At 59.3% G+C, this 24,510-nt stretch carries 23 protein-coding genes; 2 read left to right on the forward strand and 21 right to left on the reverse strand.

From position 1 onward, the window contains the following. The first annotated feature begins 570 nt into the window (after nt 1–570). On the forward strand, nt 571–1,404 hold the full coding sequence (locus tag ACP7EW_RS25465; RefSeq protein WP_426220766.1) for a hypothetical protein: 834 nt from the start codon (nt 571–573) through the stop codon (nt 1,402–1,404). A 30-nt stretch (nt 1,405–1,434) separates the two neighbouring features. On the opposite strand, the gene ACP7EW_RS25470 is transcribed toward ACP7EW_RS25465, so the two are convergent. The 10 genes from ACP7EW_RS25470 to ACP7EW_RS25515 form a co-directional block, all read right to left on the reverse strand. Continuing rightward, complete coding sequence (locus tag ACP7EW_RS25470; protein ID WP_426220768.1) at nt 1,435–1,797, reverse strand: hypothetical protein; 363 nt, start codon at nt 1,795–1,797, stop codon at nt 1,435–1,437. A gap of 543 nt (nt 1,798–2,340) precedes the next feature. Beyond that, nucleotides 2,341–3,000, reverse strand: coding sequence for a single-stranded DNA-binding protein (locus tag ACP7EW_RS25475; RefSeq protein WP_426220770.1), 660 nt, complete (start codon nt 2,998–3,000; stop codon nt 2,341–2,343). 20 nt (nt 3,001–3,020) lie between these two features. Then, nucleotides 3,021–3,239 carry a type II toxin-antitoxin system MqsA family antitoxin gene (locus ACP7EW_RS25480; protein WP_426220906.1) on the reverse strand — a complete coding sequence of 73 codons (219 nt, stop codon included), beginning with the start codon at nt 3,237–3,239 and terminating at the stop codon, nt 3,021–3,023. A gap of 69 nt (nt 3,240–3,308) precedes the next feature. Further along, nucleotides 3,309–3,836 (reverse strand): Rha family transcriptional regulator, encoded by a 528-nt coding sequence (locus tag ACP7EW_RS25485; protein ID WP_426220772.1) that lies wholly within the window; start codon nt 3,834–3,836, stop codon nt 3,309–3,311. 37 nt (nt 3,837–3,873) lie between these two features. Beyond that, the gene (locus ACP7EW_RS25490) at nt 3,874–4,914 is read right to left on the reverse strand and encodes a site-specific integrase (protein ID WP_426220774.1); all 1,041 of its coding nucleotides are present in this window, start codon (nt 4,912–4,914) and stop codon (nt 3,874–3,876) included. A 467-nt stretch (nt 4,915–5,381) separates the two neighbouring features. Beyond that, nucleotides 5,382–7,205 (reverse strand): excinuclease ABC subunit UvrC, encoded by a 1,824-nt coding sequence (uvrC, locus tag ACP7EW_RS25495; RefSeq protein WP_426220776.1) that lies wholly within the window; start codon nt 7,203–7,205, stop codon nt 5,382–5,384. A gap of 1 nt (nt 7,206) precedes the next feature. Beyond that, complete coding sequence (gacA, locus tag ACP7EW_RS25500) at nt 7,207–7,848, reverse strand: response regulator transcription factor GacA (RefSeq protein WP_032886613.1); 642 nt, start codon at nt 7,846–7,848, stop codon at nt 7,207–7,209. A gap of 151 nt (nt 7,849–7,999) precedes the next feature. After that, nucleotides 8,000–8,365, reverse strand: coding sequence for a helix-turn-helix domain-containing protein (locus ACP7EW_RS25505; protein ID WP_426220778.1), 366 nt, complete (start codon nt 8,363–8,365; stop codon nt 8,000–8,002). Between the two features lie 135 nt (nt 8,366–8,500). Continuing rightward, nucleotides 8,501–8,932, reverse strand: coding sequence for a GNAT family N-acetyltransferase (locus ACP7EW_RS25510; protein ID WP_426220780.1), 432 nt, complete (start codon nt 8,930–8,932; stop codon nt 8,501–8,503). After that, nucleotides 8,933–9,682: a carbon-nitrogen hydrolase family protein gene (locus ACP7EW_RS25515; protein WP_426220782.1), complete on the reverse strand. Its 750-nt coding sequence runs from the start codon at nt 9,680–9,682 to the stop codon at nt 8,933–8,935. Nucleotides 9,683–10,296: 614 nt separating this feature from the next. On the opposite strand from ACP7EW_RS25515, the gene ACP7EW_RS25520 reads away from it, so the two are divergent. Next, nucleotides 10,297–11,367, forward strand: a complete 1,071-nt coding sequence (locus tag ACP7EW_RS25520; RefSeq protein ID WP_426220784.1) for a 3-deoxy-7-phosphoheptulonate synthase — start codon at nt 10,297–10,299, stop codon at nt 11,365–11,367. Between the two features lie 15 nt (nt 11,368–11,382). Here the strand turns inward: ACP7EW_RS25520 and ACP7EW_RS25525 are convergent, their stop codons facing one another. From ACP7EW_RS25525 to ACP7EW_RS25575, 11 genes are all read right to left on the reverse strand, one after another. Continuing rightward, complete coding sequence (locus ACP7EW_RS25525) at nt 11,383–12,081, reverse strand: NAD(P)H-dependent oxidoreductase (RefSeq protein WP_426220786.1); 699 nt, start codon at nt 12,079–12,081, stop codon at nt 11,383–11,385. 9 nt (nt 12,082–12,090) lie between these two features. Then, nucleotides 12,091–13,710: an ABC transporter ATP-binding protein gene (locus ACP7EW_RS25530; RefSeq protein ID WP_426220788.1), complete on the reverse strand. Its 1,620-nt coding sequence runs from the start codon at nt 13,708–13,710 to the stop codon at nt 12,091–12,093. Nucleotides 13,711–13,712: 2 nt separating this feature from the next. Further along, nucleotides 13,713–14,540, reverse strand: coding sequence for an ABC transporter permease (locus tag ACP7EW_RS25535; protein WP_028619646.1), 828 nt, complete (start codon nt 14,538–14,540; stop codon nt 13,713–13,715). A 3-nt stretch (nt 14,541–14,543) separates the two neighbouring features. Beyond that, entirely contained in the window at nt 14,544–15,503 is a 960-nt protein-coding gene (locus tag ACP7EW_RS25540) for an ABC transporter permease (protein WP_095017575.1), read from the reverse strand. A gap of 11 nt (nt 15,504–15,514) precedes the next feature. Further along, the gene (locus tag ACP7EW_RS25545; RefSeq protein ID WP_426220790.1) at nt 15,515–17,101 is read right to left on the reverse strand and encodes an ABC transporter substrate-binding protein; all 1,587 of its coding nucleotides are present in this window, start codon (nt 17,099–17,101) and stop codon (nt 15,515–15,517) included. A gap of 19 nt (nt 17,102–17,120) precedes the next feature. Then, entirely contained in the window at nt 17,121–18,728 is a 1,608-nt protein-coding gene (locus ACP7EW_RS25550) for a 5-guanidino-2-oxopentanoate decarboxylase (protein ID WP_426220792.1), read from the reverse strand. Beyond that, on the reverse strand, nt 18,718–20,826 hold the full coding sequence (locus ACP7EW_RS25555) for an acetate--CoA ligase family protein (protein ID WP_426220794.1): 2,109 nt from the start codon (nt 20,824–20,826) through the stop codon (nt 18,718–18,720). Before ACP7EW_RS25555 ends, ACP7EW_RS25550 begins: the two co-directional genes overlap by 11 nt. Before the next feature lie 16 nt (nt 20,827–20,842). Further along, on the reverse strand, nt 20,843–22,003 hold the full coding sequence (locus ACP7EW_RS25560; RefSeq protein ID WP_038851362.1) for an acyl-CoA dehydrogenase family protein: 1,161 nt from the start codon (nt 22,001–22,003) through the stop codon (nt 20,843–20,845). Nucleotides 22,004–22,029: 26 nt separating this feature from the next. Next, nucleotides 22,030–22,821, reverse strand: coding sequence for an enoyl-CoA hydratase/isomerase family protein (locus ACP7EW_RS25565; protein WP_426220797.1), 792 nt, complete (start codon nt 22,819–22,821; stop codon nt 22,030–22,032). Between the two features lie 151 nt (nt 22,822–22,972). Beyond that, nucleotides 22,973–23,611 carry a TetR family transcriptional regulator C-terminal domain-containing protein gene (locus ACP7EW_RS25570; RefSeq protein ID WP_038851358.1) on the reverse strand — a complete coding sequence of 213 codons (639 nt, stop codon included), beginning with the start codon at nt 23,609–23,611 and terminating at the stop codon, nt 22,973–22,975. Between the two features lie 41 nt (nt 23,612–23,652). Beyond that, on the reverse strand, nt 23,653–24,411 hold the full coding sequence (locus ACP7EW_RS25575) for a class II aldolase/adducin family protein (RefSeq protein WP_426220799.1): 759 nt from the start codon (nt 24,409–24,411) through the stop codon (nt 23,653–23,655). Between the last annotated feature and the right edge of the window lie 99 nt (nt 24,412–24,510).

The following is a 24,510-nucleotide window of genomic DNA, read 5'->3' on the forward strand; positions in this document are numbered from 1 at the left end:
TTTGGGGCTTTTCCGGCCAATTGACACTTAAGGGCCTTGCAAATCCTCTATAAAAGTGCGACCCAACGTTAACAACAGGACCTACTTTGCCGTTGCGGCGCCTGAATGCTTTAACTCGGGAAACCTGAGTGACTCGATGGGTCAATTGCACAGATCACATAGAGATCGGTAGTAACAGGCATTGCCGTAGTCCTGCTTCTTATGCGGGTGGCATATGTGTACTTAAGAGGCAGTAAATGTGCAGTTTCTAATAGTGAGGGTAACTGGGCAGCGCGCGCGACGACGTGGCTCGCATTAGGGAGCTTTAAGCCATAGAGACAGGCCCTTCAAGCCATCGCCCTGCCCACCTGCGTCACCAAAAATAACAGGTCGTGATCAGGATGCCCGGTCAGTACGTCCAGTTCGACTCCTATGAAATATGTTTACCAAACCTGCTAAACGGTGTTAGAAACTGGATACTCTGTTCGCAGCCTTGGATTTAACATGAGTCACGGACCTACACACATTCCTTCCAGAGATGTATGCATTTACTGTAGATGCACAGGAGTACGATTAACGGATGAGCACATCATGCCCTACTTCATTGGAGGGGCCCACGTACTTAAAGGCGCAAGCTGTGATAACTGCGCCAAGATAACTTCAAGATTCGAAAGAGATGTGTCAAGAGACCTATGGGGAGATGCAAGAATAGCTTACGACGCACCCTCACGCCGAAAAAAGAATCGACCCAAAATAATGCTTATGCGCGACCCATATAATCAAGACCGAAAGCTTAGAGTCCTACCAGAGGACTATCCTGCCGTCATGATCTTCTACAGAATGCGCAAAGCCGGAATATTACAAGGGCTTCCTGAGACAGTAGACCTATCAAGCACATGGGAACTTGTAACACCTACTGACACTGATAAGATTGAGCGATTTACCGCGAAATATGGGCAGCGGCCAATAATGAGCTTCAAGAATGTACCGGACAGTTTTGCACGCCTCCTGGCAAAAGTAGCTTATGGTCAAGTTCTATGCTCCCTTGATCCAGATGATTTCCGTCCAATTTGCGTCCCCTATATCCTTGGCCAAAAGAAAAACATTTCTTATGTAGTAGGTGGTCGTTGGAGCTACTCCGAGATGAAGCCTGGAATAGGTTATGAGATGAGAACTAATTGCATAAAATTTCCTGGGCGATTGTTGATCATAGTAGAGATCCAAATAATCCCCAACAACGTGACCCCGACCTATCATGTTTTGGTCGGCGACGTACAGGGAGACGAAGAGGCGGATAGAGTTTATAAGAAAATAGAGGCTACCTACTCATTTGATGTAACCAACACAAGTACTTACAAGCCAGTTGACGATGATGTATTTCACTGGATGCCTTCTAATTGGCCCTTACCTGCTTGGACATGCTGATTTCCTCAATAACCACGAACGTAATTAAAGTCATGCCGAGATTTGTTCCGCGTTCCTTTGTTTATCCCAATGTCGAATGGCTTCGGCAATCGCTGCTCTATCGCCTGGATGCCTGGCGCGCAACAAGATACCCAATGCGGCATCACGGGCCAATTGAGTAAATACGAATCGTCTTTTGAATGTGTCCTCATAAAAGGCCTCTTGAGCAACCACAGGTCCGCCCACCAGGCTCCAAACGGCCAGACCTTCAGAACCCAAAAAATGCTCAAACAAGCCCAATTCGACAAATTCGTTAAGGGCTGCCGTCAGGCTTACCCTCAAATCAACATGGCGCCTCTTAGGTGTTGCTTGGGCTATAGAAAGGCTATCTGTTACAAATACTTGGACCGTCATATCGTTGCTCCCGGGTAGCGTTAAGCCACTCAAGATATACGAATACCACTCACGAACGTTATGAATTTCTGCTCATACGTTCTTTCGAGCCGCTCTATCCACCTGAATTACTCAACACGTACCGCTATGTAGCTTGCTGTATCTCCCGCGCAGGAAACAGCGTACTTAGCGTTACTTCCTGCGGCAGCCCCCGTGAGACCTTGAATCATGCGACCCACATCCTCACGCTCCGCTCCCTCTGCGTGTTGAGGGACCTCAAATATTTCCGTTCGAGTCGCGCCTCCGCAGGTCCATGAGCGCTTAGCGACCCATTTCCAAGAACCTTTACCTTCGTAAGCGTCGTAGTCTTCACTGAACTCCACTGATACGTAGATTGCTGGCTCGACGGTGCTAATGGTGGTTAGGGTATTCATTACAGACGCCTCAAGGTTACTCATGAGACATTAATATACGAACATTGCTCACACACGTCAACGACTTCTACTCACATACGTACTTGAATTCAGGAGCTAACAGTTACCGAAAAATCACCTGTCACAACCGTCAGGGAATAAATCTATGCAAAGTTTTCACCATGGCCGCTCTCTTGATTGCGCATGTCTCGTACCCTTGATCAACGGCTTCATCGAGCCACACCCCATCTACATCTTCGGCCCCCACTTCTACCAGCCCTATCAACATTACGGAGTCCAACTGAAGCTTGACGGACGCACCGGCCACAGCCGAGAAACCGTAGGCAAGCATAGAGAAACGGGCTTTCAACTCGGAACCACCAGAGATGGCAGGAACGTTTTCAATACGCTTGCCTTTCGAGTCAACGACTTTCAAGACCAGCGGTTTCAGCTCTTCAGTTTCTTTGACCACGTAGGAGGCGTAAGAGCTGAACTTGAAGGTCACTGTACCGTCGTCGTTGATGAAGTACGGCATATTGCCCTCGTAGGGTTCTTGCAGCTTTTTACCTGGGCCAAGCCGCTTGATCGCCACTACACGGTTCTTTTTGAACTCAGCAAGCTGCGCCCTGTAATTAGTTTCGTGAAGTTTCTTGATCTTGTTGATCAGAGGCTGCGCTTTTTCACCGGGCACAGTGAGGTCTACCTTGTAGACGCCTCGTGGATTACCGAAGCCCTTCTGTGGGTCGCCATAGTCTGGATTTTGAATAAAGCAATAAGGCTCAGCGGTGCCACGCGGGGTGAAGTGAAACACGAAGACGTTCTCCATTTTCGTTATAGCTGCCTCGGCGCACCTACCCGCTTAGAGAATGCTCGCATCTCCTTCATGACGCGATCCGACTCGGCCAAATCTAACACTGACTCGGAACAGGACGAGCAGAACTCACCCGTCACATGCTTAATCAAAATGGTTTCGCCCTTATACGCATAGGGCACATCACGGGTGTCATGGACCAAATCCGCAGCGCCGCAAACAGGACATTTCATGTTCATAGCCCTCTGAAGGAAAGAAATAAACAGGTTCCCACTAAAGATCAGCTTCAAAACCGAGCGATTACTGCTTTACAGACCGCCCGAAGCGTCCCGATTAGCTCGAATGCGCCTACTTTCCTTCTCTCTTTCAGCCTTATCCAACCGGAGCGCCTTAGCCGCAGGGCTTTGAGATTTTGGAGATCGGCGCATGACCCGCATAGCTTCGCGGTAATTATCCTTTTCACGCTCTACAAGATGAACCACGGCTGCTTGCACTGACACTCGCTCAAAGCCAGAGCCCTCAAGCTCAAGCCAACGCTTAACGATCAGATTAGACAGCTCGAACGAATAACGGGACAGCAAAGTGAAAGTCAGCTCCTTGTCGAGAACAGTCAAAGGTTGGAGACGCCCATAGGTATCGTGGGATTGAGTCTCGACATACTGGGGAGATTGGTCCAAATTTGGACCGATCTTTAATGCATCAAGCATCTTTCGGATATCCCGAAGCACGTGCTTGTGATTCTTTCCGGTAATCTCTGCGACTTCCAAAGAGGACATACCGGGCAAACCATTAAGTGTGGTCACATGGCCGACAGCCTTGATTTGGTCAATATTCATACTCCGTGCACTCCTCATTTGTGAATCGCCGTAGCGGCTACATCATCCGTTTTTCAGTATGACCAGCCAAAGCAACCTTGAGGGCTTCGGCCATGCGTTGCATTTGTACGGACCTCCCTGAGCCATATAGGTCGAACGTGATAGACCCCGAACTATGCCCCAATATTTCCTGAGCGGTGCCCAAAGGAACCTCAGCGGCTTTCAGAGAGCCCGCGACGAAGTGCCGAAGGGAGTGGAACGACAGACCTCCCTTGGTCTGAATGCCGAGTGTCTCTCGAATAAATTTATTGAGGACCCCGTAGAAGGAACCAAGGGTTCGCTTGAAGAGCTTCCCGTTAGAAGCCTCAGCGAAGGCCTTCAACGCCTCAAGGTCCACCCCGTAGATATCCACCAAGGGCACCTTACGAATGCTGAATTTGTTCTTAGTACCCTTCCCGTCATTGGTGTTGATGTCCATCACCAACACATTATCAATCTCTACGATGTCCACCGTAGTTAGCTGATGAATCTCACCAATGCGCGCCCCACTGATAACCCCCAAAGTGACCGCCCAGCGCTTCCAATCATCCGCAGGAAGGCTATTAGCGTACTGAATGAGCTTTGCTATCTGTTCCTGGGAGAATGGTATACGCCCGCTCTCAGCCCCCTTCGTTAGCTGAAGCTTCTTACCGAAAGCCTGTTTGATATGACCGTTGTCCACTGCCCAATTTAGGATGGTGGTCATCTGAGTCACGATCTTGTTAACAGTCACGGGCTTACGCCCTTCCTTCAGGGTCTCGCGGACTCCCACAAGGTCCGCTCTTGAGTGAGTCGCCATGTCCATCTCACCCAGCACCCCTACGAGAATGTCGCAACAAGCCTTCATGCTGCGCATAGACGACGCCTTAACGTCCTCCTTGCGCTCTTCCAAGTAGGTATCTGCGAGCGTCTTGAAGGTGAGCGTCTTAGTGACTGCCACTAATTGAGGTTGGGTATGAGGGGGCGGACGAGACAGCGAGGCTGGCATAGCACTCAGCTCATCTATCATCCCCAGGATTGGCCCCAAGTCACCACCTGTACGCATCTCGGCGGCGGTCATGAGGCGTCTACCATAATTCACTGTCTGAGCCTGTACGATGCTCAACGGCTCAGTACGCGCAATCTCGGTGAGGTCCTCGCGGACTCCGGCGTAGACCAACCCGGAACCTCCCAACTGATCCCACACAGAGCGGGTCTGTAGGACGCTCATAGCAATTGTCTGGAGGTTCTCTTTAAGGTCAGCCCAAGTTGCATCGGGGTTGTCGAGGTGGAAAGCTCGGAGAGTCGTTAAGAGGTGTGAAGCAGTGACCAAAGCGGATTGCCTGTTTGTTGTCTTGAGAGAGACCGAAAGGGTCTCTTTGGAGCCCATAGGACGGACCCTGAGTGTGTAACGACCTTGGCGCCTATACAGATAGGGACGCGCAAGCTCTAACATTGTTCTAACACTTTGAGGGTTCGTAGCGGTGGTCATCATGGTCAAAGCCCCGGAATCACTGGGTTGACCTCTTGCCGTGCTAAGTAGGCATTCTATTCGCTGTGCAGATTCGCATAAATCAACTCAGCGAGCTTTTTACTGATACCGGGTGCTTTGGCTATTTCGTCAATGCTGGCACGGGATAGCTCTTGCAAGCCACCAAAATGTTTAAGCAAGTCGCGTCGCCGTGTCGGCCCGACCCCCGCCACCCCTTCCAGGGTTGAGGTTCGCCGGGTTTTGCCACGCCGAGCGCGGTGACCGGTAATGGCGAAACGGTGGGCTTCGTCACGGATCTGTTGGATCAGGTGCAGCGCAGGTGAGTCGCCCTTCAAGGTGAACTCATGGGCGGCGTCATTCAAGTACAACGTTTCGAAACCGGCCTTGCGTGTAGCGCCCTTGGCCACACCGAGCAGGATGAGGTCGGGTACCGCCAGCTCGTTGAGCACGTCGCGGGCCATGGACAGCTGGCCCTTGCCGCCGTCCACTAGCAGGATATCTGGCAACTTGCCCTCGCCGTCCTTCAGCTTGCTGAAGCGTCGCGTCAGGGCCTGGTGCATGGCAGCATAGTCGTCGCCGGCGGTGACACCTTCGATGTTATAGCGCCGGTAATCGGCTTTGATCGGCCCTTCCGGCCCGAACACCACGCAAGATGCTACGGTGGCTTCGCCGCTGGAGTGGCTGATGTCATAGCACTCCAGGCGCTGCGGCGGTTCGTCCAGGTTGAGGACTTCGGCCAGCGCGTCGAAACGCGCCGCGACGTGCTGTCGATTGGCCAGGCGTGCACCCAAGGCCTGCTCGGCGTTGGTCACGGCCAGTTGCTGCCAGCGAGCGCGAGTGCCGCGTACTCGGTGGCTTATATCCAGCTCGCGGCCGCGCAGTTCGTGGATCGCCTCGATCAGCGTCGGAAAGTCTTCGTGCACTACGTTGACGATCAGCTCCGACGGCAAATCGCGCTCCGGACTGCTGACGTAGTACTGGCCCAGGAAGGCCGCCATGACCTCGGCCACCTCCTCGTCGATGCCCGTCTGTGGAAAGAAGTTCTTGCTGCCCAATACCCGCCCGCCCCGCACGCTGATCAGGTGCACACAGGCGCCGCCCGGGTTGACGAAGGCCGCGATCACATCGACGTCGCCGGTGCCGCCTTCCATGCTCTGCTGGTCCTGCACGCGGCGCAGCAGCGAGATCTGGTCACGCAACTCAGCGGCGCGTTCGAAGTCCAGGGTGCTGGCGGCCTGCTCCATGGCGCTGGAGAGTTCATCGGTCAAAGCGTTGCTGCGCCCCTCGAGGAACATCACCGAATGGCGTACATCCTCGGCGTACTCCGCTGGTTCGACCAACCCCACACACGGTGCCTTGCAACGTTTGATCTGGTATTGCAGGCATGGCCGGGTGCGGTTCTTGTAGAAACTGTCTTCGCACTGGCGCACAAAAAAAGTCTTTTGCAGCAGGCTCAGGCTTTCACGGATCGCGCCAGCGCTGGGATAGGGTCCGAAATACTTGCCCTTCTGCTTCTTCGCGCCACGGTGAATGCTCAGCCGTGGGAAGTTGCCGTCAGATAAAAACACATAGGGGTAGGATTTATCGTCGCGCAGCAGGATGTTATAGGGTGGCCGCCACTCCTTGATCAGCGTCTGCTCAAGCAGCAGCGCCTCAGTTTCATTTGCGGTGATGGTGGTTTCGACCTGAGCGATACGCGCCACCAGCGCAGCGGTTTTCGGCGCGAGACCGGTCTTGCGAAAGTAGCTCGCCAGACGGTTCTTCAGGTTCTTGGCTTTGCCGACATACAGCAGGCGCGCCTCGCTGTCGAACATGCGGTACACGCCGGGGCGGCCGCTGCAGGTCGAGAGAAAGGCACTGGGATCAAACGACGTGGTCATGTCAGGCGCTGGCGTCCACCATGCCGTGGCGCACCGCGAGCAGGGTCAATTCAACATCACTGCTGATGGCGAGCTTCTCGAAAATGCGATAGCGGTAGGTGTTGACGGTCTTGGGCGACAGGCACAGTTTGTCGGAGATCGTCTGCACCTTCTGGCAACCGACGATCATCAAGGCGATCTGGATTTCCCGCTCCGACAGCGCATCGAACGGTGAGTCGCTGACGGGCTGGAAGGATTTGATGGCCAATTGCTGGGCAATCTGCGGGCTGATGTAACGCTGGCCGGCAAAGACCAAGCGAATGGCTTGCACCATTTCCGCCAGACCTGCGCCTTTGGTCAGGTAGCCGGCCGCACCCGCCTGCAACAAGCGCGTCGGGAACGGATCTTCTTCACATACGGTCACCACTACGACCTTGATGTCCGGATGGCTACGCAATAATTTGGTCGTGGCGCCAAGACCGCCTATACCCGGCATCTTGACGTCCATCAGCACCACATCGGGTTTCAACTCTCGAGCCTTGATCAGGGACTCTTCCCCGGACTCGGCCTGGCCGACTACTTGCAGGCCATCGATGTCAGCCAGCATTCGTGTAATGCCTGTACGAACGAGATCATGGTCATCGACTACTAGCACCCTAATCAAGCAGACACCTCGCGATATGGTCTTATAGGTTGCTGAACACCTTAGCAAAAAACCAAGGCGCAGACCTAGCTGCAAGCGTCATATATATAGTGTTTGAACACACAGCAGCCACCCACCGAGGGGTGGACGGCTCTATTTGCGGGGCAGCGAGTCAGGAATTGTGGGGCTGCAGCTTGATTTTTCCATTGAGCGCAAAAGAATGTTCGGCCAGCGTCGACGTCAATCGGCGGAGCGCATCCTGGTCTTCCTTGAACATGGCACGGTAGTTCGCCAATACTGTCTCTTCAATTTGACTCAGACTTTCCAATTGAATCGGTGTTGCCATACCCGTCAACACGTACAACACGTCTACACCTCTTAGTGCAACAAGAGACAGGTAGTCCGCTCTGGGTGACCGCCCGCCATTTTCGTATTTACCTTGCGCATTGGCTTCAACACCGCCTATTTCACCAAAAACCTTTTGCGAGAGGCCAAGCCGTTCTCTTTCTTGCCTCAAGCGCGAACCAATTCCACTCATTTGAATGCCTTACTCCATTTGGCACACTCATCAGGGCAAGTCAGTTCCAGCGCTTACCCATGAACATGACGTTGAAACGACGTAGGGAGGTCGCCTCTTTAAGCAGTATGCACTTATTAGAACGGGCCACAGGAATTAGCTGGATGGACAGACACGTTCCATGCGCCAAAAGCAATCCTCTTCACCGACAATGTTTAAGCCCCTGCGCTGATAAAGCCGCCTGGCCGGGTTGGTCTTGAATACGGTCAAACGCAACAGACCCAACGACTGCGCCTTGAGCGCCATCTGCTCCAACACCCAACTGCCTGCGCCAAGTCCGCGGCAGGTCTCGAGCATGTGCAGCTCGCGGATATAGAGCGCGCGGCTGTCACGGCTCAGGCTGATAAAGCCCATCACGGCATCATCGTTGCAGATCAGCCAGTTTTCGCGGCCAGCCCAAGCGACGTCGAAGCCATCGTTGGACCACATCAGATCGTATTGCTGGTAGTAGCGGCTCATGGCCTCGAAGGTCAGGCTTCTGGCGAACGGGAGGTCCTGATCTGTTGCCGCGCGCAATTGGAACACCATTTAGACAGCCACCACTTGGCCAGCCCACTGCCCGCCCTCACGACGGGCAATCACCAGCGAGTCGCCGACACCGAAGGCGCCAGCGACTAAACCGCCATCAGCCGCCCAGATGGCGCTGCGACCGGCGCACACATAACCACCGGATGGCCCCCCGTGGTTGGCCATCAACACCAGCAGCCCATGTTCGACCGCATAGCCTTGGAGCAATGCGCTATCGGTCGCGTAGCCTCCCTCACTGATCAACACACCGGCGGCATAGATCGTAGCACCAGCCTCAGCCGCCCGACGTGGATGGCTGGCATGGGAGAAGTCCGCACACACCGCCAAAGCAATCCGATCATCCCCCCACTCCAGGACCGAACCGCCCTGCCCTGGGACAAACGCAACCTCTTCGCCAGGGTGCAGATGCTGTTTGGTGTAGATCGCCAGCGAGCCATCCGCCCCCAGCACCAGTGCACCGATCAACACGCCCAACCCAGGCGCCAGGCGGATAGGCATGCCCACCACCGCCGTGAGCCGCAACTCCCGCGCCATTTCGCGCAGCGGCGTCAAGACCGCGTCGCCTGGCTCAATCGCTAACTCGGCCGCCAGGGACGGCTCATAACCTGTCAACGAGAGCTCTGGAAACACCAGCAACTGGACGCCCTGTTCGGCGGCCGAACGCATGAACGCCAGGTGCCGTCCAATATTGGCCGGCAGATTGCCCGCGATAGAAACGGTTTGTGCAGCAGCAACGGTCAAAGCGGTCATGGTCGCGTCCCAGCAAACATTGTCAAATGTGTGACCAGCATATCGGCACTCTCCCATAGCCGTAAGTACCCCAAGACAATAGAAATTTCTGATTGAAACCATCCGTGCGCGTCGAGTAAGCTCTGCCCATCATTTGGAGACACACCATGTTGCAACTCACCCACAACCAGGTTTGCCCTGCTACCAGCGCTACGCGCTCGGTATCGGCTACCCGTGTGAACGGTTCGAGCGCACTGGTCAGCTTTTATTTTGGGTATTGGTTTAGCCACTGGCGCGCCTGATACCTGAAATCGGCGCCCACTACTCAAGGGGTCGCCTACCAGAGAAATCTAACCCCCGGTCGGCTCCCCGACCGGGGGTTTTGTTTTTTCAGCCTCTAAAACTTTTTGAAGAACACTTAAAGGACACACGACATGAACTACGCCACCTATTACCGCTACGACACCTCCACCGCATGGCGATTTAGCCAGCTCCGCTCGGGACAGCCTGCCGCCTCCGATCGGTCACCTCTTGGTGGCAAGCCAGCACACGTAGCCAATACGGCCAATTGTCGAACACCCCAGTAGGGCAGAGCGCGCGGGAACAGCCCGCCGCTTGCCCAGGAAGCCTTGAATATGAACTCCGCCACCGCCGCTCTGCCAATCTCTGCACTGACCAGCGCCAACGAAGCCCTGACCCAGCGCCTGCCCAGCTCCCTTGAGCTCAAGCACCAACTGCCCCTGAGCCCGTTCCTCAACGAACAAGTCCACGCCCATCGCCAAGCCGTACGCGCCATCCTCAATGGCGAAGATTCGCGTTTGCTGGTGATTGTCGGCCCGTGCTCGATCCACGATCCGGAATCGGCCATGGAATACGCGCGCAACCTGAAGAAACTCGCGCTGGAAGTCGGCGACCAGATGCTGCTGGTGATCCGCGCCTACGTCGAAAAACCGCGCACCACCATCGGTTGGAAAGGCCTGGCCTACGATCCTCACCTGGATGGCAGTGATGACATGGCCGCCGGCCTCACCCTGTCCCGCGAACTGATGCGCGAAATGCTGCGCCTGGGCCTGCCAGTCGCCACTGAGCTGCTGCAACCTATGGCAGCCGGCTACTTCGATGACCTGCTCAGTTGGGTCGCGATTGGCGCGCGCACCACCGAATCGCAGATCCACCGCGAAATGGCCAGCGGCCTGGGCATGCCTGTGGGCTTCAAGAACGGCACCGACGGCGGCGTTGCGATTGCCTGTGACGCGATGCGCTCGGCGTCCCATCCGCACCGTCACTTCGGTGTCGACAGCCAGGGCCACCCGGCGATCATCCAGACCCCAGGCAACCCCGACACGCACCTGGTACTGCGCGGCGGGCACCGTGGGCCGAACTACGACGCGCAAAGCGTGGCGCAGGTGAAGCACGATCTTGCCAAGTCCAAGGTAGCGGCGCGCATCATGGTCGATTGCAGCCACGCCAACAGCGGCAAGGACCCGCTGCGCCAACCAGCGGTGTTCAACGAGGTGCTGGAACAGCGGTTGCAGGGCGACACCACGCTGATCGGCATGATGCTTGAAAGCCATCTGTTCGAAGGCTGCCAGCCACTGAGTGCGTCGATGAAGTACGGTGTGTCGGTGACCGATGGCTGCCTGGGCTGGAGTGGCACTGAGCAGCTGCTGCGCAGTGCAGCGCAGCGGTTGCGCACCCAAGGCTAAGCGATCAAGGCGCTGCTACAGCGGGTACAGCGCCTCATCAAACTGCTCAAGCTTCGGAAACACCAAGGGCTGCTCGTCCGCCAGCCCTTGCAGCCGCTGCTCATACCCCACCAGGAAATCCCGCCGTGCCTCGTCGCTGATGTACGGCACATGCCACGCCACAAACGGTGGCAGCACGTCATACCCCACATACGCCAACGTCCCGCGCAGAATTGGCCGCAACATGTCCTCCAGCGGCCCATGAATCGCGCCCTCACCGAACATATGCTCGCGCCCGCCCAGGGTCACCGTGACCATCGCGCGCTTACCTGCCAGGCCGCCTTGATCGTAAAAGCGCTTGCCGCCGTAACACACACCCGACACCAGCACCCGGTCGATCCACCCCTTGAGCATGGCCGGCGCCGAGAACCAGAAAATCGGAAAGTTGAGGATCAGCAGATCAGCCCACAGCAGCTTGTCCAACTCGCCCTGGATGTCCGCAGCGATTGACTGCTTCTTCACCCCCAGGCGCTGCTCCAAGGCATACACCAGGTAATCGGGATTCTCCCGCGTCGAAAAGTCCGTTGCCGACGCCACCGGATTCCACTGCATGGCGTACAAATCACTGGTCTTTACCTCATGCCCCTGACCCTCCAGCGTGGCGACCGCCTGATCGCGCAAGGCCGCAGTGAATGACTGTGGCTCAGGGTGCGCGTGAACAATCAGAACCTTCATACAAACTCCTCAAACGGTGTGCGCCGCCCGTTGGGCCAGCAAGTGATCGAGCCAATCCGGGTCCATCTCGGGCTCCGATGAAAACAACAGCCCGGTGTAGTCCTGGTACGGCGGGGTGAAAATCTCGCTGCGGCTGCCCTGATCCACCACCCTGCCCCGCTGCATCACCACCACTTCATCGGCAATGGCACGCACGGTGGCGACGTCATGAGTGATAAACAGATAGGCCACGCCCAGTTGCCGCTGGAGGCGGTTGAGCAACTTCAGCACGCCCTCGGCCACCAGCTGATCCAGGGCCGAAGTGACTTCATCGCAGATGATCAGTTGCGGGTCGGCCGCCAAGGCGCGGGCGATGCAGATGCGCTGCTTCTGGCCGCCGGACAACTCCCTCGGTTGGCGCTCCATGAACACCGCCGGGTCCAACTCGATCATCTCCAGCAACTCGGCAACGCGAGCGCGCATCGCCTTGCCCTTCAGGCCCAGGTAAAACGTCAGCGGCCGGCCGATAATGTCGACGATGCGCTGGCGCGGGTTCAGGGCGGTGTCGGGGATCTGGTAGATCATCTGGATCCGCCGCAATTGCTCCTTGCTTCGCTGACGAAAGTCGGCCGGCAATGCCTCGCCGTCATACAGCACCTGCCCCGCCGTGGCCGGCAACAACCCAGTAATCAACCGCGCCGTGGAGCTCTTGCCGCTGCCCGACTCGCCGATCACCGCCAGGGTCTGGCCGCGATAGAGCTTCATCGACACGTCGTGCAGCACCGGCTGATGCCCATAACTGGCGCTCACTTGCTGCACCTCCAACAACGGCACTTGCTGGTCCGGACAGGCCTTGGGCTCGGTGCGAAAACTGCGCACCGCCCATAGGGATTTGGTGTAGTCCTGCTGCGGCTGGCTGAGCATGCTGCGGGTGTCCGCCTCTTCCACCAGCTTGCCGTGGCGCAACACCATGATGCGATCGGCCATCTGCGCCACCACCGCCAGGTCGTGGCTGATGTAGAGCGCGGCGCTGCCGTAGGTTTTCACCGCATCGCGGATCGCCGCCAGCACTTCGATCTGGGTGGTGACGTCGAGGGCCGTGGTGGGCTCGTCGAAGATGATCAGGTCCGGGTGGCAGGCCATGGCCATTGCAGTCATGACCCGCTGCAATTGCCCACCGGAGACTTGATGGGGATACCGTTGGCCGATGGTTTGCGGGTTGGGCAGGCGCAACACACGGTACAGTTCCACCGCCTCACGCTCGGCCTGGGCGCGATCAATGCCACCGTTGATCACCGCCGTCTCCACATGCTGGTCGATCAGGCGATGCGCGGGGTTGAACGACGCCGCCGCGCTCTGCGCCACATAGGCAATGCGCAGGCCGCGCAATTTGCGCAGCGCCTCGGGCCTGGCCTGCAATAACTGGATACCGTCAAAACACACCGAACCACCGGTGATGCGGCAACCGTCCCGCGCATACCCCATCGCCGCCAGCCCCAGGGTGGATTTACCCGCCCCCGACTCGCCAATCAAACCCAGCACCTCGCCGCGTTGCAGGGTCAGATCAATGCCCTTGATCAGCGGGTGCCAGGCGTCTTCGTAATGCCCTTCGATCTGTAGGTTGCGGATTTCCAGCAATGGCTTGTCCATCCTCAACACTCCTTCAGGCCGCTGGATTTGTGCAGCATCCAGTCGACGACAAAATTCACGCTGACGGTAATCAACGCCACCGCCAGGGCCGGCAGCAACGGGCTGATGTCGCCGAAGGTGATCAACACCGCGTTGTCACGCACCATGCTGCCCCAGTCGGCAGTGGGCGGCTGAATACCCAGGCCGAGGAACGACAACGCGCTGATGAACAGGAACACAAAGCAGAAGCGCAGGCCGAATTCGGCAATCAGCGGCGCGGCGGCGTTGGGCAACACTTCGCGGGTAACCAGCCACCACAGGCCTTCGCCACGCAGACGGGCGGCTTCGACAAAATCCTGCACCACCACGGTCATTGCCACGGCCCGGGACAAGCGAAACACCCGCGTTGAATCCAGCAAGGCAATCACCAACACCAACGACGTGGCGTTGGTGCCCACTACGCTGAGAATCAGCAAGGCGAAGATCAGTTGCGGGATCGCCATCAGCACATCCACCACCCGCGACAAGCCCTGGTCAATCCAACCGCCCTTGATCGCCGCCACCAAGCCGCTCAAGCCCCCCAGCAAAAACGCCAACGTGGTGGTCAGGAAGGCGATACCCAGCGTGTTGCGCGCGCCGTAGACCAAACGGCTAAACATGTCGCGCCCCAGGTTATCGGTGCCCAACAGAAACTGGCCGCTCCAGGGCGCAAAGCCCTCGCCCACCACCTGGGTCTCGCCATAGGGCGCCAGCAACGGCGCAAACACGGCCACAGCGATGTACAACAGAATAATCAGCAAGCCGAACTTGGCGCTCAACGGCGCGCGGGCCACTTGGCTCAACAGGTTCATGGACTACCCCTTGGGATGCATCAGGCGTGGGTTGCTGGCGATGGACAACACGTCCGCCCCGGTATTGAGCAGGATATAAGTGGCGGCAAAGATCAGGCTGCACGCCTGCACCACCGGGATGTCGCGCTTGGACACCGAGTCCACCAGCAACTGGCCGAGGCCCGGATAGACAAACACCACTTCGACCACCACCACCCCCACCACCAGATACGCCAGGTTCAGCGCGATCACGTTGACGATCGGCGCCAGCGCGTTGGGCAGCGCATGCCGCCAGATAATCCGCGACTGGCGGATGCCCTTCAGGCGAGCCATTTCGATATAGGGGCTGGCGAGCAGGTTGATCAGGGACGCGCGGGTCATGCGCATCATCTGTGCGATCACCACCAGGCTCAGGGTTGCCACCGGCAGCACCGAACGTTCCAGAATCGTGCCAAACGTGGCATCCGGCGCCAGGTTGGACAGGCTGGGGAACCAGCCGAGTTTCACCGAGAACACCAAGATCAGCAGGTAGGCAACGAAGAACTCCGGAAACGACACGGCGCTCAACGCCGAGGTATTGAGCAGCCGATCGAACCAGCTGTTGCGGTACAGCGCCGCCAGCATGCCCAGCACCAGCGCCGTGGGCACCGAGACCAACGCCGCCAATGCAGCCAGGCTCAGGGTGTTACCCAATCGCGCACCGATCAAATCGGCAATCGGTCGCTGATTGGCCAGCGACGCGCCCAGGTCACCGTGCAGCAGGCGCAGCAGCCATTGCGCAAAGCGCGTGAACGGCGGCAGATCCAGGCCCAACTGCGCCCGAAATGCCGCCACGGTTTCCGGCGTGGCGGACTGCCCGAGCATAGCCTGGGCAATATCCCCCGGCAGCATGCCCACGGCGAGAAAGATGATCACCGACACGGCGAACAACGACAGCACGCCCAGGGCCAGGCGTTGCAGGACCAACTTCAACAGGCTATTCATGGTGCCACTCCTCAGGCCTGCCACCACCGTTCGATCAACCGCAGCCCATCCAACTCACCATAGGGCGCGGTCAGCGGCCCGTGGCTGACCTTGTTCGAACGCGCCGCCACCGAGCTGGCAAACAGCGGCACAATCGCCCCGCCGTCATCCCGGCACAGGGCCTGCATTTCGTTGTACATCTCCTGGCGCAACGGCGCGTTCATCTCGCCACGGGCGGCGTTGAGCAGTTGGTTGAAACGCGGGTTGTCCCAATGGGTTTCATTCCACGCCGCGCCTTTGGCGTAGCCGATGCTGAACATGCGGTCGGCGGTCAGGCTGCTGTACCAGAACGAGGTGGTGAACGGCTGCTTCATCCACACATTGGAGAAGAACCCGTCGGCTGGTTCACGCACCACATCGATGTCGATACCCGCTTGGCGTGCCTGCTCCTTGAACAAGACCGAGGCGTCCACCGCACCGGTGTAAGCCGCATCGGAAGCCTGCAGACGCACCTTGAGCGACTCCACACCGGCCTTGCGCAGGTAGAAACGCGACTTGTCCGGGTCGTAGGTGCGCTGCTCCAGGGCCCCATTGATAAAGCGACTGCCGGGCTGGATCGGGTGGTCGTTGCCCACCAGGCCGTAGCCATGCAGCACGGAGGCCAACAACGTCTCGCGGTTGATCGCATGTTTCATGGCCATGCGGATGTCGTTGTTCTTGAATTCATTGCTGTCGCACAGCATCGGGAAGGTGTAGTGCTGCGCGCCCTTGGTTTCTTCGATCACCAGGCCGGGGTTGCGCTTGAGCAGCGCCACGGTTTTCAGGTCGACCTTGTTGATCACATCCACCTGACCGGTGACCAGCGCATTGACCCGCGCGGCGCCGTCGGCGATGGCAAGCAACTCGGCGCTGGCGAAGTGCGCGCGACCGGGTTTCCAATAGTCTGGGTTGCGTTCCAGGTCCATGCGCACGCCGGGTTCGAAGCTTTTAAGACGATAGCCGCTGGTACCCACACCGGCTTGCCAGTCCGCCACGCCGTCCTTGGCGGGCATGATCACCAAGTGGTAATCAGCGACGACATACGCAAAGTCGGCGTTACCCGAATGCAACTCGAACACCACCGCATCGCTGCCCTGGGCGCTCACGCTGGCGACATCACCCAACACGGTCTTGGCGGCGGAGGTGGACTTGGCGTCCAAGTGATGATTGATCGAGACCACCACGTCGTCGGCGGTCAAGTTTTTGCCGTTGTGGAAGGTCACGCCAGGCCGCAAGTGAAAGGTCCACACCCGCGCATCAGGTGTGGATTCAAAGCGCTCGGCCAGTTCGGGAATCGCGCTGCCGTCCACCGCGATTTCCGTAAGGGTGTTGTACACCGCCGAGAAACCGACAAAGGTGAAGGTATCGACCCAGGAACCCGGATCGCGGGAATCGGTGGTGCTGCCACCGGCCAGGCCCAGGCGCAATACACCGCCCGCTTTGGGCGTGGCGTCGGCGGCAAAGGCCTGCAACGGCAAGCCCATGGAGAACGCCGCAGCCACCGCGCCAGCCACGGCGCTGTGTTTGAGAAAGTCGCGGCGGTGCATCGCTTGAGTCATTTTGTTGTTGTTTTCGCTCATGGTCTTGTCTCTCTAAAGGTCAACAGGCACAGGCATGTTTCAACTCGATCAAGGTCACGCCATTGCGTTTGAACGCGTTGCGCAGGTCCGTCTGCAATTCATCCAGGGTGCGGGGCTGGTTCACGGTGCAGCCGAACGCCTGGGCGAACAGCGCGAAATCCGGGTTGCGCGGCAGCACGCCGATGGGCTCGATATCGAGGCTCAACATGTCGTCGCGGATCTGGCCAAGCGCGTCGTTGTTCCACAACAGCACCACCAACGGGCTGTCCAGTTCTTCGACGGCGGTGGCCAGTTCCTGGGCGGTGTAGAGGAAACCACCGTCGCCCACCAGCACCAAACCCGGCCGCTGTGGCGCGCCAAACTTGGCGCCGATACCCGCGGGCAGGCCGTAGCCCAAGGTGCCGTAGCCCGTAGGATGCAACCAGCTGCGCGGCGCACGGCTGCGGTAGGCGTAATTGCCGGTGTAGGCCAGTTGGGTCATGTCGCTGCTGATGAACGCATCGGCCGGCAATTCGGCTTCGATACGGTCGAGAATGGTTTGGTGGATGGACTGCAAGGGGCCGTGCCCCAACTCGACTGCCTGCCACAACACCCTCACTGTCGAGACGGCGGCTTCAGCGTCACGCGCTGTGGCCGGCAGGCGCTCCAGCAAGGCGAGCACGGTCTGCTGTGCATCGCCTTTCAGTGCCACGGCACAGGGGTAGAAATCATTGAATTTGCGCGCATCGATATCCACCCTCAACAACTCGCCGTTGAGGGGCAAACGCTCACGCCAATAGTCGGTGTCGGCCATTTCCGTGCCGATTGCCAGCACCACATCCGCCTCGCTGATCAGTTGCCAGCCGGGTTCGACGCACAGGGTGGAACCGGCATTCAGCGGGTCATTGATGGGCAGTAAACCCTTGCCGGCCACGCTGGTGAAGAACGGCGCCGCCAACTGGGTGCTCAAGCGCTGCAAAGCCTCGCCCGCCGCCAACGCGCCGCCACCGGCAATGATCATGGGTCGCTTGGCTGTCGCGAGCTTGGCGGCGGCCTGATCCAAGGCTTCGGCGGACGGCAAGCCACGACCAGGGCGGCGTACGACCTCATTGCTCCAGTCGCGCAGGATCGGCGCGGCCAACACGTCCAGTGGCACAGAGATATGCACCGGCCGCGGTCGTTCGCTGTCGAAAACGGCGTAGGCGCGGGCGACCAGTTCAGGCAAATCCTCAGCACTCAGTGCCACCGCCGAAAACGCAGTGATCGGCGCCGTGATCGCGCGCTGGTCCTGGGTCTCATGCAGGATGCCCCAGCCCTTGCCGAGGCTGGCCGTGCTGTTGACGCTGGAAATCACCAGCATCGGAATCGAATCAGCGTACGCCTGGCCAATCGCGGTGGCGGCATTGGTCACGCCGGGACCGGTGATCACAAAACACACCCCCGGCTTGCCACTGACCCGCGCGTAGCCGTCAGCCATAAAGCCGGCACCTTGCTCATGCCGCGTGAGTACATGACGAATGCCACTGCCGGGCAGGCCGCGATACAGCTCCAGGGTGTGCACACCGGGAATGCCGAAGACCGTGTCGACGCCATAATTGGCCAGCAACCGCACCAGGGCCTGGCCGCCGGTCAGGGTGTTATCGCGCATGTTCATCTCCTAGACGGATCAACGCATCGACCGCCGTGGCGCCCTGGGCATTGACCAACAATGGGTTCACATCCAGCTCCAGCAATTGCCCAGCATTGGCGCAGGCGTAGTCGGCCACGGCCCGGATGGCCGCCACCAGCGCCTGCAGATCCGCCACTTCACGCCCGCGAAAACCCTGCAATAACGCGGCACTGCGCAGGCTGAGCAAGGCGTTGCGGATGGCACTGTCGGTGGTTGGCAACAACAGGCTGCGGCTGTCCTTGAGCAGTTCCACCAGGATGCCGCCGGCACCGATGACCAGGGCCAGGCCAAAGTCGTTTTCGCGCTTGATGCCCACGATCAACTCGGCCAATGGCGGCGTCGCCATCGACTCCAACAGCAATTGATCGAAAACGACATGCGGCGCATAAGCCCAAAGATGCTCGCGCATCTGCTCAAGTGCGGCGGTCAGGGCCATGCCGTTCTGCAGGTTCAGCACCACGGCACCGGCCTCGGTCTTGTGCGGCAACTGCGCGCTGACCGCCTTGAGCACCAACGGATAGCCGACCAGTTCTGCATCACTGACCGCCCTTCCCGGCGTACTCAGCACGCCAGCCGGTGTGGTCAGGCCGAATGCCCGCAGGGCTTGCTTGGAGGCCCACTCGTCCAACGCCCCGCCGCTGTCATCCAGGGCTTTTGGGCACAAGGGTTCGAGGATCGACTCGCCTCGCTCCAGCAACACGCACCGGTTGCTCTGGTAGTCGGCAATCCGCCCCCAAGCCGCCAGTGCATCCTCTACGCCTTGCAGCGCGGCGATCCCCTGAGCATGCAGACGCTCGCGGGCATGGACCGGCAACAGTTCGGGAAACGCCGAGGTGACAAATCCGGTCTTGCCATGCCGGCCGAGCGCCGCACAAAACAGCTCCAGCAACAGGTCGCACTCCTTGCGCTCGCCGGTGAACTCGGCAGGGTAATCCAGCACCAGCATGGCGGCATCGGCGTCGGTTCGTAGCGCGGTGTCGAGCATCGTGTTCAGGGCATCACGGTCGCCCCAGATGGCGGTGGTGAAATCCAGCGGGTTGACCAGGTTGGCGTAGCTGGGCAGCACCTGGGCCAGTTCACTGCGTTGCTTTTCGTCCAGTTTCGGCAAGGCCAGATGATTGCGTTCGGCATAGTCGGCAATCAGCCCCGCATCGCCACCCGAACAGGCCAGTGCAATCAGGCGGTTGCCCGCTGGAAGATTGCCGCAGGCTGCCGCCTTGAGGGTTTCGACAAAACTTACCGGCCCGCTCACACGGATCACGCCCAGGCGCGCAAACAGGCTGTCGTACAGCGCGTCGGAGCCGGACAATGAACTGGTGTGACTCAAGGCCAGTTCAGCGCCGATCTGCGACACGCCGGTTTTCAGCGCGATGACCGGAATGCCTTTCTCCAGCGCCTTGTGCGCTGCCCGGGCAAAACCGGGCACATTCTTCAAGCCTTCCAGGTGCAGGCCGATGGCGGTGACGCGCGGCTCGTCGAGCAATACGTCCATCAATTCGGCAACGCCCAGTTGTGCCTGGTTACCCACCGAGGCCATGTAGGCCACCGGCAGCGAACGGTCGCTCATCGACAGGTTGTAGGCGAAGTTGCCGCTCTGGGTGAGCACCGCCACGCCCTTCTCCACCGACTTGCCGCCGTGGGCCACGGGCCATAGCGCCGCGCTGTGCAGGTAATCCAGCAGGCCATAGCAGTTGGGGCCGAGCAAGGCCATATCGCCCGCAGCCTTTAAGAGCTGCTGCTGCATGGCGGCGCCGCTGGCGCCGGTTTCGGCAAAACCCGAGGCGTAGCAAATGGCGCCACCGGTGCCGATAGCGGCCAGTTCAGCCACGCAGGTCAGCGTCAACTCTCGGTTGATGGCGATAAACACCGCGTCCGGCCCACAGGGTAAATCGGCCACGCGGCGCACACAGGGGATGCCATCGAGGCTGTCATGTTGCGGGTTGACCAGCCACATCGGCCCGGTAAAGCCGCCGTCGGCACAGCGCTTGAGCGCGCGCGCCATGCTGCGTCCACCCACGAACGCCAGATGCCGGGGCGCCAGCAGGCGCTTGAGGTTGTCGCGAATAGCCTGGGACATACGCTCTCCTCGCCGCTCAACGCAACAGTGGACGCAACAGTTCACGGGCGATGATATGGCGCTGGATTTCCGACGTGCCTTCCCAGATCCGTTCGATCCGCGCATTGCGCCAGATTCGCTCAACCGGCCCTTCATCCATCAAGCCCATGCCGCCGAAAATCTGCACCGCCTCATCGGCAACCTTGCCCAGGGTTTCGCTGGCAAACAGCTTGGCCATGCCGGCCTCGCCGTCGGTCATGCTGCCTTGGTCCATTTTCCAGGCGGTGTGCAGGGTCAACAGTTCAGCCGCGCGAATCTGCGTGGCCATGTCGGCCAGCTTGAAACTCACGCCTTGGTAGGTGCCGATCGGCTGGCCGAACTGTTTGCGGTCCGCCGCCCATTGCAACGACACATCCAGCGCGCGCTGGGCCTGGCCGACGCAGTTGGCGGCCACCATCACACGGCCAGCGGTGAGCCAGGCGTTGGCCACTTCCCAGCCTTTGCCCACTTCGCCCAGTACCTTGGACGCCGGTACGCGGCAGTCGTCGAAGAACATTTCGTAGGTGTGGTAACCCCGGTTGCTCACGCACTTGGGGCCACGGCGGATGGTCATGCCAGGCGTACCCCGATCTACCAGGAATGAAGTCACCGCGTTGCGCTGTCGGCCGTTGTGTTCGTAGGTATCGGTGACCGCAAACACGATGGCGAAATCGGCGTGCCCGGCATGGCTGATAAAGTGCTTGCTGCCGTTGATCACGAAGTCATCGCCACTGCGCACGGCGCGGGTCTTGATGGCATTGGCGTCGGAACCGGCGCCGGGTTCGGTCAAGGCAAAACAGTCGATTTTCTTGCCTTGCACACAGGGCAACAGGTAGTCGCCAATCTGTGAGCCCGTGCACGCCATCAGGATCTTGGACGGCCGCGCGACAAACACATGCAACGCCCAGGAAACGTTGGACAACTCACGCTCGATCAGCGCCTGGGACAGGTAGTCCAGGCCACCACCACCCACCTCTTCCGGCATGTTGAAGGCGTAGAAACCGGCAGCAATCGCCTTGTCGCGAATCTGCGCAGCCAGCTCCGGCGAGACCTCATCGGCACGGTCTACCGCCTCTTCATGGGGCAACAATTCCTTGGCAACAAAACTGCGTACCGCGTCCACCAACATGTCTTGTTCTTGGCTGAGTTGGAAATTCATGGCGCTACCTGTTCGGGGTGTTGTTGTTATTGGCCGGAGAAATTCGGGAGGCGTTTTTCCAGGGAGGCACGCAAGGCTTCGGCGCCATCGGCACTGCGTCCGCACAACAGGCCAGCGGCCAGTTCGGCCTGCAGTTGCTCGGGCAGGCTGCGCTCGGCGCCGTCACGGATGAGGGTCTTGGTCTGGGCGAAGGCGAAGGTCGGGCCGTTGGCCAGGCGCGTGGCGAGTTCGGCGGTGTGGGCGTGCAGTTGATCATCCGCGACCACTTCACCGACCAGGCCGGCAGCCAGGGCGCGGTCGGCGCTCCACAGCTCGTCAAGGAACAGCAGGCGCTTGGCTTGCTCGCTGCCGATCAGGCGCGGCAAGTGCCAACTGGCGCCGGCGTCAGGCGAATAAGCCATGCTGGTGTAACCGGCCTTGAAGCGCGCCGATTGGGCGGCGACGCGCAGGTCGCAGCACAGGGTCAGGTCCATGCCCGCACCGACGGCGGTGCCGTTGATGGCGGCAATCGTGGGTTTGTCGAGGCTGTGCAGGCGGGTCATCAAGGCGTGGGCGGTTTCGGTCCAGCCGTAGGTTTCGAGGGCGCCACGGGCTTCGGCGTCGGCCCACTCGGCCAGGTCGGCACCGGCGCAGAAGCTGCGACCGTTGCCGGTCAATACCACCACGCGCACCGCAGGGTCGGTGTTGAAGGCATCAAGCAAGGCGTGCAGGTGCTTGAGGGTGGGGATGTCCAAGGCGTTGCGCTGTGGGCCACGGTTGAGGGTGATCCAGGCAACGCCAGCTTGCACTTGAGTGAGCACGGACGAATCGGTAGTCATGGCTTCCTCGAATTATTTTAGTTGGCTTGAGGGGTGCGACATGAGGCGATACTAAACAAGTGTTCAGTAAGAAGGCAATCGGCAAACTGCAAATATTTTCAGAAGGGGAAATGGCCGACCTGAACCTTGCGTTCAGGCGGCCGCAGAAGGCTCAGGGCTTGAGCTGATAACGCTGGCGACCACCGGCCTGCAGACCATCGACCCAGGCCTCGCAGATCTGGATACCCTGCTCCGGTGTGAACGTACCGGGGTTGAGCCCCGACTCCAGCCACAACCCGTCGAGCAGTGCGCTCAGGCCGATGGCGGCCAGATCGGCGTCGAAGTGCTTCCAGCCCTCCTCCCTGGCCATGTCGGTCAGGGCCGAACGCATGATGGTGCGGTACTCGCCATAGGAGTGTTCGTGAGCCAGGTTGATCGCCGGCGCGGTCTTGACCGCGCCCCAGAACACCAGCCAGGCATCCAGCAGGTGCGGGTCAAGCAATTCGGCGGAAAACGAGCCACGGAACAACGCCGACAGGCGCTCCCGCGGGTTCGGCGGCGCCTTGGCCATGGTTTCGCGCAGCAGGCTCATGACCTGGTCGGTGATGGTGCGGTAGGCCTCGGCCACCAGCTCGTCCTTGCCCGAGTAGTGATGGCTGATCAGCCCCACCGACACCCCGGCCTCGGCGCTGATCTTGCGGATCGACGCCCCCTGGAAACCATCACGCTTGAGACACGTGAGCGTGGCCTGGACCAGATTGGCCTTGCGCACTTCCGGGTCCATCCGGGAAAAACGGGATTCCTGGGTCATGCGGCAAATTCCTACGATTGAGTCGGCATCACGACTCTACCTCAGTCGCGATAGCCCGGCGACACCCGATCCAGCATCCGCAGTAACGCCGCCCAGGCCAGTTGCATGGCGTCCAGGTCGACCAACTCACCCTCTGCCAGCGGTCGCCCAGGGTTGTTGAATTGCTGCTCGGTGTAGGCGCAAACCTCGGCGGACGGTAGCACCAGCTGGCCGCACGCCTGGGCGGCGATCTGGATATCGCAGGCCTTTTCCAGGTAATACATGCGCAGGAACGCCTGGCTGACGGTCTCGCCCACCGTCAGCAAACCATGGTTGCGCAACATCAGCACCGGCTTGTCGCCCAGGTCCCGCACCAGCCGCTGTTGCTCATCCATGTCCAGGGCCACGCCTTCGTAGTCGTGGTAGGCGACCTTGCCGTAGAACTCCATGGATATCTGGTTTACCGGCAATAACCCGCACTCCAAGGCCGCCACCGCACAGCCGGCACGGGTGTGGGTGTGCAGCACGCACTGGGCGTCTTCGCGGGCGCCATGAATCGCGCTGTGAATCACGAAGCCCGCCGGGTTGACCGCGTAAGCCGAGGGCTCCACGGGGTGACCGTCCAGGCCGATCTTCACCAGGCTTGATGCAGTGATTTCGTCGAACATCAGCCCGTAGGGATTGATCAGGAAGTGATGCTCGGGCCCCGGGATACGCACCGAAATATGCGTGAAAATCAGATCGCTCATGCGGTAGTGCGCAATCAATCGGTAGCAGGCGGCGAGCTGTTCACGCAGCTGCTGTTCGGTGGAGTGAGTCATTTTTATTCTCCAGGCACGGGGTTGATGAAGGCGACGCTAATCCAGTCGCCAGTAAAAAAACAAGTTGATTTTTTACTGGCGCTCGCCTCCTATAGAAAA

Origin of the sequence: Pseudomonas sp. DWRC2-2, from assembly GCF_049897885.1 — a bacterium.
In the GTDB taxonomy this organism is placed as follows: domain Bacteria; phylum Pseudomonadota; class Gammaproteobacteria; order Pseudomonadales; family Pseudomonadaceae; genus Aquipseudomonas; species Aquipseudomonas azotoformans_A.

Coding starts and splice junctions, on each gene's coding strand:
- ACP7EW_RS25465 (WP_426220766.1), top strand. CDS start 571: ATGCCCTACTTCATTGGAGGGGCCCACGTACTTAAAGGCGCAAGCTGT.
- ACP7EW_RS25470 (WP_426220768.1), bottom strand. CDS start 1,797: ATGACGGTCCAAGTATTTGTAACAGATAGCCTTTCTATAGCCCAAGCA.
- ACP7EW_RS25480 (WP_426220906.1), bottom strand. CDS start 3,239: ATGAACATGAAATGTCCTGTTTGCGGCGCTGCGGATTTGGTCCATGAC.
- ACP7EW_RS25485 (WP_426220772.1), bottom strand. CDS start 3,836: ATGAATATTGACCAAATCAAGGCTGTCGGCCATGTGACCACACTTAAT.
- ACP7EW_RS25490 (WP_426220774.1), bottom strand. CDS start 4,914: ATGACCGCCGCCGAGATGCGTACAGGTGGTGACTTGGGGCCAATCCTG.
- uvrC (WP_426220776.1), bottom strand. CDS start 7,205: ATGACCACGTCGTTTGATCCCAGTGCCTTTCTCTCGACCTGCAGCGGC.
- ACP7EW_RS25505 (WP_426220778.1), bottom strand. CDS start 8,365: ATGAGTGGAATTGGTTCGCGCTTGAGGCAAGAAAGAGAACGGCTTGGC.
- ACP7EW_RS25510 (WP_426220780.1), bottom strand. CDS start 8,932: ATGGTGTTCCAATTGCGCGCGGCAACAGATCAGGACCTCCCGTTCGCC.
- ACP7EW_RS25515 (WP_426220782.1), bottom strand. CDS start 9,682: ATGACCGCTTTGACCGTTGCTGCTGCACAAACCGTTTCTATCGCGGGC.
- ACP7EW_RS25520 (WP_426220784.1), top strand. CDS start 10,297: ATGAACTCCGCCACCGCCGCTCTGCCAATCTCTGCACTGACCAGCGCC.
- ACP7EW_RS25525 (WP_426220786.1), bottom strand. CDS start 12,081: ATGAAGGTTCTGATTGTTCACGCGCACCCTGAGCCACAGTCATTCACT.
- ACP7EW_RS25530 (WP_426220788.1), bottom strand. CDS start 13,710: ATGGACAAGCCATTGCTGGAAATCCGCAACCTACAGATCGAAGGGCAT.
- ACP7EW_RS25535 (WP_028619646.1), bottom strand. CDS start 14,540: ATGAACCTGTTGAGCCAAGTGGCCCGCGCGCCGTTGAGCGCCAAGTTC.
- ACP7EW_RS25540 (WP_095017575.1), bottom strand. CDS start 15,503: ATGAATAGCCTGTTGAAGTTGGTCCTGCAACGCCTGGCCCTGGGCGTG.
- ACP7EW_RS25545 (WP_426220790.1), bottom strand. CDS start 17,101: ATGAGCGAAAACAACAACAAAATGACTCAAGCGATGCACCGCCGCGAC.
- ACP7EW_RS25550 (WP_426220792.1), bottom strand. CDS start 18,728: ATGCGCGATAACACCCTGACCGGCGGCCAGGCCCTGGTGCGGTTGCTG.
- ACP7EW_RS25555 (WP_426220794.1), bottom strand. CDS start 20,826: ATGTCCCAGGCTATTCGCGACAACCTCAAGCGCCTGCTGGCGCCCCGG.
- ACP7EW_RS25560 (WP_038851362.1), bottom strand. CDS start 22,003: ATGAATTTCCAACTCAGCCAAGAACAAGACATGTTGGTGGACGCGGTA.
- ACP7EW_RS25565 (WP_426220797.1), bottom strand. CDS start 22,821: ATGACTACCGATTCGTCCGTGCTCACTCAAGTGCAAGCTGGCGTTGCC.
- ACP7EW_RS25570 (WP_038851358.1), bottom strand. CDS start 23,611: ATGACCCAGGAATCCCGTTTTTCCCGGATGGACCCGGAAGTGCGCAAG.
- ACP7EW_RS25575 (WP_426220799.1), bottom strand. CDS start 24,411: ATGACTCACTCCACCGAACAGCAGCTGCGTGAACAGCTCGCCGCCTGC.